This is a genomic window from Staphylococcus sp. GDY8P94P, from assembly GCF_017892255.1.
GTDB classification, from domain to species: domain Bacteria; phylum Bacillota; class Bacilli; order Staphylococcales; family Staphylococcaceae; genus Staphylococcus; species Staphylococcus cohnii.
This window is the reverse complement of sequence record NZ_JAESKU010000034.1, coordinates 1-7,842: the sequence shown is the minus strand read 5'-3', so window position 1 is coordinate 7,842 and position 7,842 is coordinate 1. Positions and strand designations below refer to the sequence as shown.

The window sequence follows — 7,842 nt, the reverse complement described above, 5'->3', positions numbered from 1 at the left end:
CAATTGGAAAATATGATTTACTAACTATTTTTACACATAAAACCGTTTTTGATAAAATTGTAAAAGTACTATCATTGGATTTTCAAAATAAAGTAGATTATGTGGCTGCCCCAGAAGCAATTGGATGGATACTAGGCACTGCCATAGCCAAAGAACTTGGAGTGGGGTTTATTGGAGTAAGAAAAGGTGATAAGCTGCCATACGCAAAAGAAGAGATTATTTCGACACATTTTACCGACTATTCAGGTCAAGATAAAAGCTTTGAAATATCTAAGAGTTCTATTGTGAGGAACAAAAGAGTTTTGATTGTAGATGATTGGATAGAGACAGGTTCTCAAATGAAGGCTTTAATAGCTTTGTTAGAGAAATTGGATTGCAGCATTATTGGGTTGGCTACTATTGGGATTGATATAAATGAGGTTACTCAAAAATGGATAGACAGCAGTTTTGTAGCTTATATTGGCTCAAACATATAATAAACCGAAAGAAAATCTTGAATCAAAATTTTGGATGGCGTTAATTTACAATACAACGAAAGATGTTTACTCTTTTTTTATAAATTTTAAGAGGCGTTAAAAAACAGTTTTCAGACGAAAGGAGATCGAAGTTGAGTATAGATTTAAGTAACAAAAAAATTCCGAAAGAAGCAATTCAAGCATTAAAAACTATAGCGGAACTACTTGATAATATGTTAATTGGGGTGTATTTGTATGGTTCGGCAGTAATGGGTGGTTTACGTATGAATAGCGATGTAGATATTTTGGTAATAACAAATCAAAGTTTATCTGAAAAAACTCGAAGGAATCTTACAAATAGGTTAATGCTTATATCTGGGAAAATAGGAAACATAAAAGATATGAGGCCTCTTGAAGTTACGGTCATAAATCAAAAGGATATTGTCCCTTGGCATTTCCCCCCCAAATATGAATTTATGTATGGCGAGTGGCTAAGAGAGCAGTTTGAAAAGGGAGAAATTCCTGAGTCGACTTATGATCCGGATTTAGCAATACTTTTAGCACAACTAAGAAAAAATAGTATTAACCTTTTGGGACCAAAGGCAACAGAAGTAATTGAGCCTGTGCCAATGACAGATATTCGAAAAGCAATTAAAGAATCGTTGCCCGGGTTGATAGCTAGCATTAACGGTGACGAACGCAATGTGATTTTAACTTTAGCCAGAATGTGGCTGACAGCATCTACTGGTGAAATTCGCTCAAAAGATCTGGCAGCTGAATGGGCGATACCTCAATTACCCGATGAGCATGCTACTTTACTCAACAAAGCGAGAGAGGCTTATTTAGGAGAGTGTGTTGACAAGTGGGAAGGAATGGAATCTGAGGTGGCTGAACTCGTTAATCATATGAAAAAGTCTATAGAGTCTTCCCTTAATATCCAATTACCTTTTCGAATAGTTTAAATATAACAAAGACTAGTTGTTAATGTGCATTATTGATTGCTTCGATATGTTCCCCCATATATCAGTTTCTTAAAAAATAATCAAAATACCGTTGATACGTTCCCGCGAACGAAAGGGTTAAAAATCAGCTTAAGACATCAATGCCATCAACTAGAGCCACGTTGAGACGTGTGTTTTATTGTCCCACAAAAGTGCAGACGATTTTATCAGTGTAAAAATGGAGTACGCAGACGACCGAAAAATCCAGCCAGATCGTATCACCTACAGGCTTATTCAGGAGTATATCGAAGAAAAGTACGGCTTCAAAGTTCACACTGCAAACATTGCAGAGGTCAAAAGAAACTTAGGCCTGCCGATGTACGACGCACCAAACGCAGTTGAAGAACTAAAACGCCCATATAAACCAGCACCAGAATATAAAGTAGAAGCTATTAAAGACGCATTAAGGCACTTCAAGGTCATAGATTAAAGTAAAGTACCCTTTCAGCAGATCATTACTGTTGAGAGGGTCTTACTTTTTCAGAAGCCGGCCAATGTAAGGATAGCCCTACAAGATTGCGGGTCTTTCTCTTCGAGCCATGTTTCCAGATTGCTTATAGCGATATCCTTTTGAATATGGATGCTCTCTTCAAATCGATATTCGATTGCACATGTAAGGATATCAACAGGTTCATCAAGAACCTTACCGCCAAGAACTGGGTATTCGTCAATTACAATCCAGTCAGGTGGGAGACCATCAAAGAGAGCCTGCGGATACAATTCCCTAAAGTGAATCTCAATTTCCATAGCTTCGATCTCACCTTGTTCTTTATCTGGGTAACAAGTGGCATAAGATACATCGAAGCCTCTAGTGAGCAGCATCTGAACGACATTGATGAGTTCAATATCAACAGGAATGGTCTTATCGGCGCATTTACAACAAGGCTTCGACCAAATTTCACTGTATAGCTCTAAACATCGTGGACACATCGTCATCATACAATCACTTCCTTCACCAGTTTATAGAAAGTAGTTCTTTTAAGATTAAGTGCCTGCATAGTTGCAGTTGCAGTTTGCTCGCCAGTGCGGTGATATTTACCGCCGGGTACACTGGAATAACCGAGGTTACAAGTCTATTGTTTGGAGATGCGTCAGCCGTTTGGAGGAAAAAGGATCTGAATGTACTGCCCCTACCATAAACGAGGAAACATTGCAGACAGCAGTGGTCAAGGCTATTAACGAACTTTTGGCTAACAAAGAACCCTTCCTCCAGGCGTTGCAGAAAAACATAGCTACTATACTTAATGAAGAAAATGATAATGCCACCAATGATATTGATAGCAAATTGGAAGAATTACAACAACAGCTTCTTATCCAAGCAAAATCCAAGAATGACTATGAAGATGTGGCTGATGAAATCTACCACCTTCGAGAATTGAAGCAAAATGCACTTGTTGAAAATGCAGAGCGTGAAGGAAAAAGGCAACGAATCGCTGAAATGACTGATTTCTTTAATGAACAATCCTGTGAGTTAGAGGAATATGATGAGCAGTTAGTAAGGAGGCTTATAGAAAAAGTTACGGTATTTCATGATAAGTTCGCCGTTGAATTCAAATCAGGAGTCGAGATTGATGTAGAAGGGTAATCTTTAGAAAGAGAACAGAAGAATTATATTGGATTTTTAAAGATAATATGATATAATAAAACGACTTGGAGGTGGAAGAATGTATAACTTTTCTTGCTAATTATATGATGCATAATAAGATATTTAAAGAAACGGCTATAGAACCGTTTGTTTTGTTATGCAAATTGCAAGAAAGTTAAGTATTCTACACTCAATAATACATTACAGTAACCTTATGTTATGTATAACAAAAGGTAATAATAGTATTTGTTTTTGAGCCGTAAGAATTTACTTTCTTGCGGCTTTTAATATTTGTAAAAGAAAGGAAGATAAACGTGATAGACAATGATACTATGTCATTCATGACAAAATCCTTGCAGAGTTGGATAACATTATAGAGTAATTAATGCCGAAAACCGACTTTGCTTATAAAATTTTTATAATGTAAAGGAGGAAGAAATATATGTCCTTAATAAATGTTTCAAATCTAACTTTTTCATATGAAGGAAGTTATGACAATATTTTTGAAAATGTAAGTTTTCAGATAGATACAGATTGGAAACTCGGTTTTATTGGAAGAAACGGACGCGGTAAAACTACTTTCTTAAATTTACTGCTTGGCAAATATGCGTATTCCGGCAATATAAGTTCTACAGTTAAGTTTGAGTATTTTCCTTATGATGTGGAAGATAAGAGTCTATATACAATTGAAGTAATGAAGAGTATTTGTACGGAATGTATGGATTGGGAGATTTTTCGTGAAATATCATTGCTTGATGTTCAAGAAGATGCTTTATATCGTCCGTTTAATACATTGTCAAATGGTGAGCAAACGAAGGTCCTTCTTGCAGCTTTATTCCTTACAGCGAGTTGTTTCCTGCTTATTGATGAACCTACAAACCATCTTGACATCGATGCACGTAATGTAGTGCAAAACTATTTGAAACGCAAGAAGGGGTTTATTTTGGTATCTCATGATAGAAGCTTACTTGATCAATGTGTTGACCATATACTATCTATCAATAAAACGAATATCGAAATCCAAAAGGGAAATTTTACTTCTTGGTGGGAGAACAAAACGTTACAAGATAATTTTGAACTGGCAGAAAACAAGAAACTCCTTAAAGAAATAGGAAGGTTGTCTTATGCAGCAAAACGTAGTTCAAACTGGTCAAATAAAGTAGAAAAAAGTAAATATGGAACAACAAATTCTGGTTCAAAACTGGATAAGGGTTATGTTGGACATAAGGCTGCAAAAGCGATGAAACGTGCCAAAAATATTGAGTCAAGACATCAGGAAGCCGTTTTACAAAAATCAGAACTGCTCCACAACATTGAACAATATGATGACTTAAAAATTTCACCACTTGAATTTCACAAAGAGTGCTTAATAGAAGCGAATGATTTATCATTGTCTTATGGAGATAAAGAAGTATGCAGTAATCTTAATTTCAGAGTCAATATTGGTGATAGAGTTGCCATTATCGGAAAAAATGGGAGTGGTAAGTCTAGTATCCTAAAATTGATTAATGGAGATGATATTAAATTTACCGGAAATTTTATGCTAGCAAGTGGACTAAAAATTTCTTATATTTCGCAAGATACTTCATATTTAAAAGGTAATCTATCTGAATTTGCCTATAATAATAAGATCGATGAAACTCTATTTAAAACGATTCTTCGTAAACTGGATTTTAATAGAGAGCAGTTTGATAAGAACATGGTGGATTTTAGTGCTGGTCAGAAAAAGAAAGTACTAATTGCTAAAAGCCTTTGTGAAAGTGCACATTTGTATATATGGGATGAGCCATTGAACTATATTGATATTTTTTCACGTATCCAAATTGAAAAAATGATTTTGGAATATTGTCCTACACTATTGTTTGTGGAGCATGATGATGCTTTTTGCAATAACATTTGTACGAAAAATATTAATTTAGGTTTGTAGAGATTTTGAGTTGCCACAATAACTAAAAGATATTTACATGAAAGGGTGAAGAAATGTTAAAACAAAAAGAATTAATTGCAAACGTTAAGAATCTTACTGAGTCAGATGAACGAATTACAGCTTGTATGATGTATGGATCGTTTACCAAAGGAGAAGGTGACCAATACTCTGATATAGAGTTCTATATATTTTTGAAAGATAGTATAACCTCGAACTTTGATTCATCCAACTGGTTGTTTGACGTAGCTCCGTACTTGATGCTTTATAAAAATGAGTACGGAACAGAGGTAGTTATTTTTGATAATCTTATACGTGGGGAATTTCATTTCCTTTCTGAAAAAGATATGAACATAATCCCCTCGTTTAAAGATTCAGGTTATATTCCTGATACGAAGGCTATGCTTATTTACGATGAAACAGGGCAATTAGAAAATTATTTATCAGAGATAAGTGGTGCAAGACCAAATAGACTTACTGAAGAAAATGCTAATTTTTTGTTGTGTAATTTCTCTAATCTATGGTTGATGGGAATCAACGTTCTAAAAAGAGGAGAATATGCTCGTTCATTAGAACTCTTATCACAACTTCAAAAAAATACACTACAACTTATACGTATGGCAGAAAAAAATGCTGATAATTGGCTAAACATGAGTAAAAACCTTGAAAAAGAAATTAGCCTTGAAAATTATAAAAAATTTGCAAAGACCACTGCTCGATTAGATAAGGTAGAATTATTTGAAGCCTATAAAAATTCTTTGCTATTAGTTATGGATTTGCAAAGTCACCTTATTGAACAATACAACTTAAAAGTTACACATGACATTTTAGAAAGATTGTTGAATTACATTAGTGAATAGGAGAGTAACGTTATTCACAGTATTGGGTACTGAAAATTAACAGCATACCTCAGTTTTTCAAAAAACAGCGAAGCCTATGGATATGTTCCCGTCTACCGATAGTGCAAAAAGTGTCGTGGATATGTTTCCGAGAACGGACATACACAAATGACATTCATTCTGTCCTCTCAATCCATATTGAATGTGTGACTGTTTTAAGTAAGTAAGGAAAACATAAAAAAACGGGCTCTTTGTCAAATCGGACTGATGAGACAAATATTGAAGATGATGAATTTGAGAATTTTCTCAAATTCATCATCTTTTTTTAGTTATTCAATTGTGACAAGGTCGTTTATCATAAAAATTCTTATCTTCATATTACTAAAAGATTTGAAGCCATAAGATACTCTTTTTAATATCTTAATATGAGTATTTTTAGCTTCTATTTTTCCGTTAGAATACTTATACGTTAAGCATTACGAATCCCTTCTTCATAATTAATCAGATTTTCAATCTTCTGTTTAAATAGTGGATCTAAGGTAGTCGGTAAGTTCTTTAATAAATCAAAAAATGAGTCTGGATCTTTATTTCTAAAGTGATAGGTTAATAATTGAAACACGCCATAGGCTTCTTTTAAGTCTGTAGAAAATGATAAAAGACGATCAATCATCATTGATTCTGTTAGAGGGGGAAACTTAGGTGAAGGAAAGCTTCTCCAATTTTTATATTCTGAACTAGAAACAGTCATTTGATTCTTTAATAGGTATTTCCAATTTACTTTTAGCTTATTGGCTTCAGAACGCTGGTGATTCTTTATTAATGCTTTCATTTCCCTGACTCTAAAGTCATTAAAAGCTTGGTTTAAGTGTTTAACGATATGAAACCTATCAATGACTAAAGCTGCACAAGGAAAGATTTTTTTAGTTAACTGAAAATAAGCCGCATTCATATCTGTCACTAGAAATTTTACCTGTTCTCGTTTCTCCTTGGGAGAACGATTGAAGTAATTCATTAGTTTATCAAGTCTACGACTAGGAAGAACATCAACCAGTTCACCGGTTTCACCATTGGCACAAATAAAACTCATTTTATCTTCATAGGTGGCATGAGATCTGAATTCATCAACCATTAGAACTTTTGGAAAAGAGCGTGGTTTAAGCGTTTCAGGTAAATGTTTTTCAACAGATTTAAGGACCCTTATAACGGTTGTGAGTGATACATGACATATCTTAGCGATAACGGTCATTGATATTTTTTGAGTTAATAATTCTAGTATTCTAAATGTCATGAATCGACTAATAAAACAATTTTCTTCAACGATAGAACATTGAGTTGTCCAATGTTGATGGCAGTTTTTACAAAAATATCGTTGTTTTTTTAGCTTTAAAATAGTTGGAATATTTTGATATGATTCCAAACGAATTGTCACTTCTTTTTTCCCATTTTTTACAATGGTTTTCTTTTCATCTGCATCGTTCGCATGAGACTGACAATACTTACAGGCCGTAAGCTTAGGTGAGTAGGTACCAGTGATAATTAATGTGTTCACACCTTTGTATTTTCCTTCTTCAACACAAGTTAAATTTAAATCTTTCTTTAATTCGCAACATTTTTTTGATATGATTAGTCATGACATGTCGTCCTTTCTATTTAAGATTTTGGTTGGTACTTTAATTTTACTAGATAGACGACATGCTTTTCTACTTAAATAAACTAAAATAGAACTGATGAATCAAAAAATGATTCATCAGTTCTATAAATTATAGAGCCTGAATTTATCCGCAAAAACAAATTCCGCACCTTAGAATATGATGATAAGCTTGTAAGGAAGATAATCCAGAGCGTTACAGTGTATGAAGACCACTTCGTCATAGTCTTCAAATCTGGCATCGAAATGGAAATATAAAAACCCAAAGTAAATAGCCCATGACTCTACAGTAGAGTTGTGGGTTTTCTTTTGCTTGCTGATTATAATAATATTTTAATAACTATTGTGTTTATCAATCAAATGGTTTACAATATTCTTAGCGTAAACTTG

7 protein-coding genes and 1 pseudogene are annotated in these 7,842 nt (G+C 34.0%); 6 read left to right on the top strand and 2 right to left on the bottom strand.

The window, feature by feature from the left end; genetic code table 11:
- The 3 genes from KA926_RS13705 to KA926_RS13695 all read left to right on the top strand — a co-directional run.
- Positions 1–476, top strand: a 476-nt coding sequence (locus KA926_RS13705) for a phosphoribosyltransferase family protein (protein ID WP_204171003.1), incomplete at its 5' end; no start/stop codon positions are given.
- 131 nt (positions 477–607) lie between these two features.
- Entirely contained in the window at positions 608–1,417 is an 810-nt protein-coding gene (locus KA926_RS13700; RefSeq protein ID WP_002294509.1) for an ANT(9) family aminoglycoside nucleotidyltransferase Spw, read from the top strand.
- Between the two features lie 217 nt (positions 1,418–1,634).
- Complete coding sequence (locus KA926_RS13695) at positions 1,635–1,886, top strand: hypothetical protein (RefSeq protein ID WP_002294510.1); 252 nt, start codon at positions 1,635–1,637, stop codon at positions 1,884–1,886.
- A gap of 50 nt (positions 1,887–1,936) precedes the next feature.
- Here KA926_RS13695 and KA926_RS13690 read toward each other — a convergent pair whose 3' ends face one another.
- Positions 1,937–2,395: a hypothetical protein gene (locus tag KA926_RS13690; protein WP_002325145.1), complete on the bottom strand. Its 459-nt coding sequence runs from the start codon at positions 2,393–2,395 to the stop codon at positions 1,937–1,939.
- Positions 2,396–2,456: 61 nt separating this feature from the next.
- Here KA926_RS13690 and KA926_RS13685 point away from each other — a divergent pair, with 61 nt between their 5' ends.
- The 3 genes from KA926_RS13685 (at position 2,457) to lnu(B) (ending at position 5,825) form a co-directional block, all read left to right on the top strand.
- Complete coding sequence (locus KA926_RS13685) at positions 2,457–3,041, top strand: recombinase zinc beta ribbon domain-containing protein (RefSeq protein WP_002294511.1); 585 nt, start codon at positions 2,457–2,459, stop codon at positions 3,039–3,041.
- A gap of 442 nt (positions 3,042–3,483) precedes the next feature.
- Entirely contained in the window at positions 3,484–4,968 is a 1,485-nt protein-coding gene (lsa(E), locus tag KA926_RS13680; protein ID WP_002294513.1) for an ABC-F type ribosomal protection protein Lsa(E), read from the top strand.
- A 53-nt stretch (positions 4,969–5,021) separates the two neighbouring features.
- Positions 5,022–5,825, top strand: coding sequence for a lincosamide nucleotidyltransferase Lnu(B) (lnu(B), locus tag KA926_RS13675; protein WP_002294514.1), 804 nt, complete (start codon positions 5,022–5,024; stop codon positions 5,823–5,825).
- A gap of 308 nt (positions 5,826–6,133) precedes the next feature.
- On the opposite strand, the pseudogene KA926_RS13670 reads toward lnu(B), so the two are convergent.
- A pseudogene (locus KA926_RS13670) lies at positions 6,134–7,435 on the bottom strand (ISL3 family transposase).
- Positions 7,436–7,842 lie beyond the last annotated feature (407 nt).

Excerpts from the sequence above, each read along its gene's own strand:
- KA926_RS13695 (WP_002294510.1), top strand. The coding sequence starts at position 1,635 with ATGGAGTACGCAGACGACCGAAAAATCCAGCCAGATCGTATCACCTAC.
- KA926_RS13690 (WP_002325145.1), bottom strand. The coding sequence starts at position 2,395 with ATGATGACGATGTGTCCACGATGTTTAGAGCTATACAGTGAAATTTGG.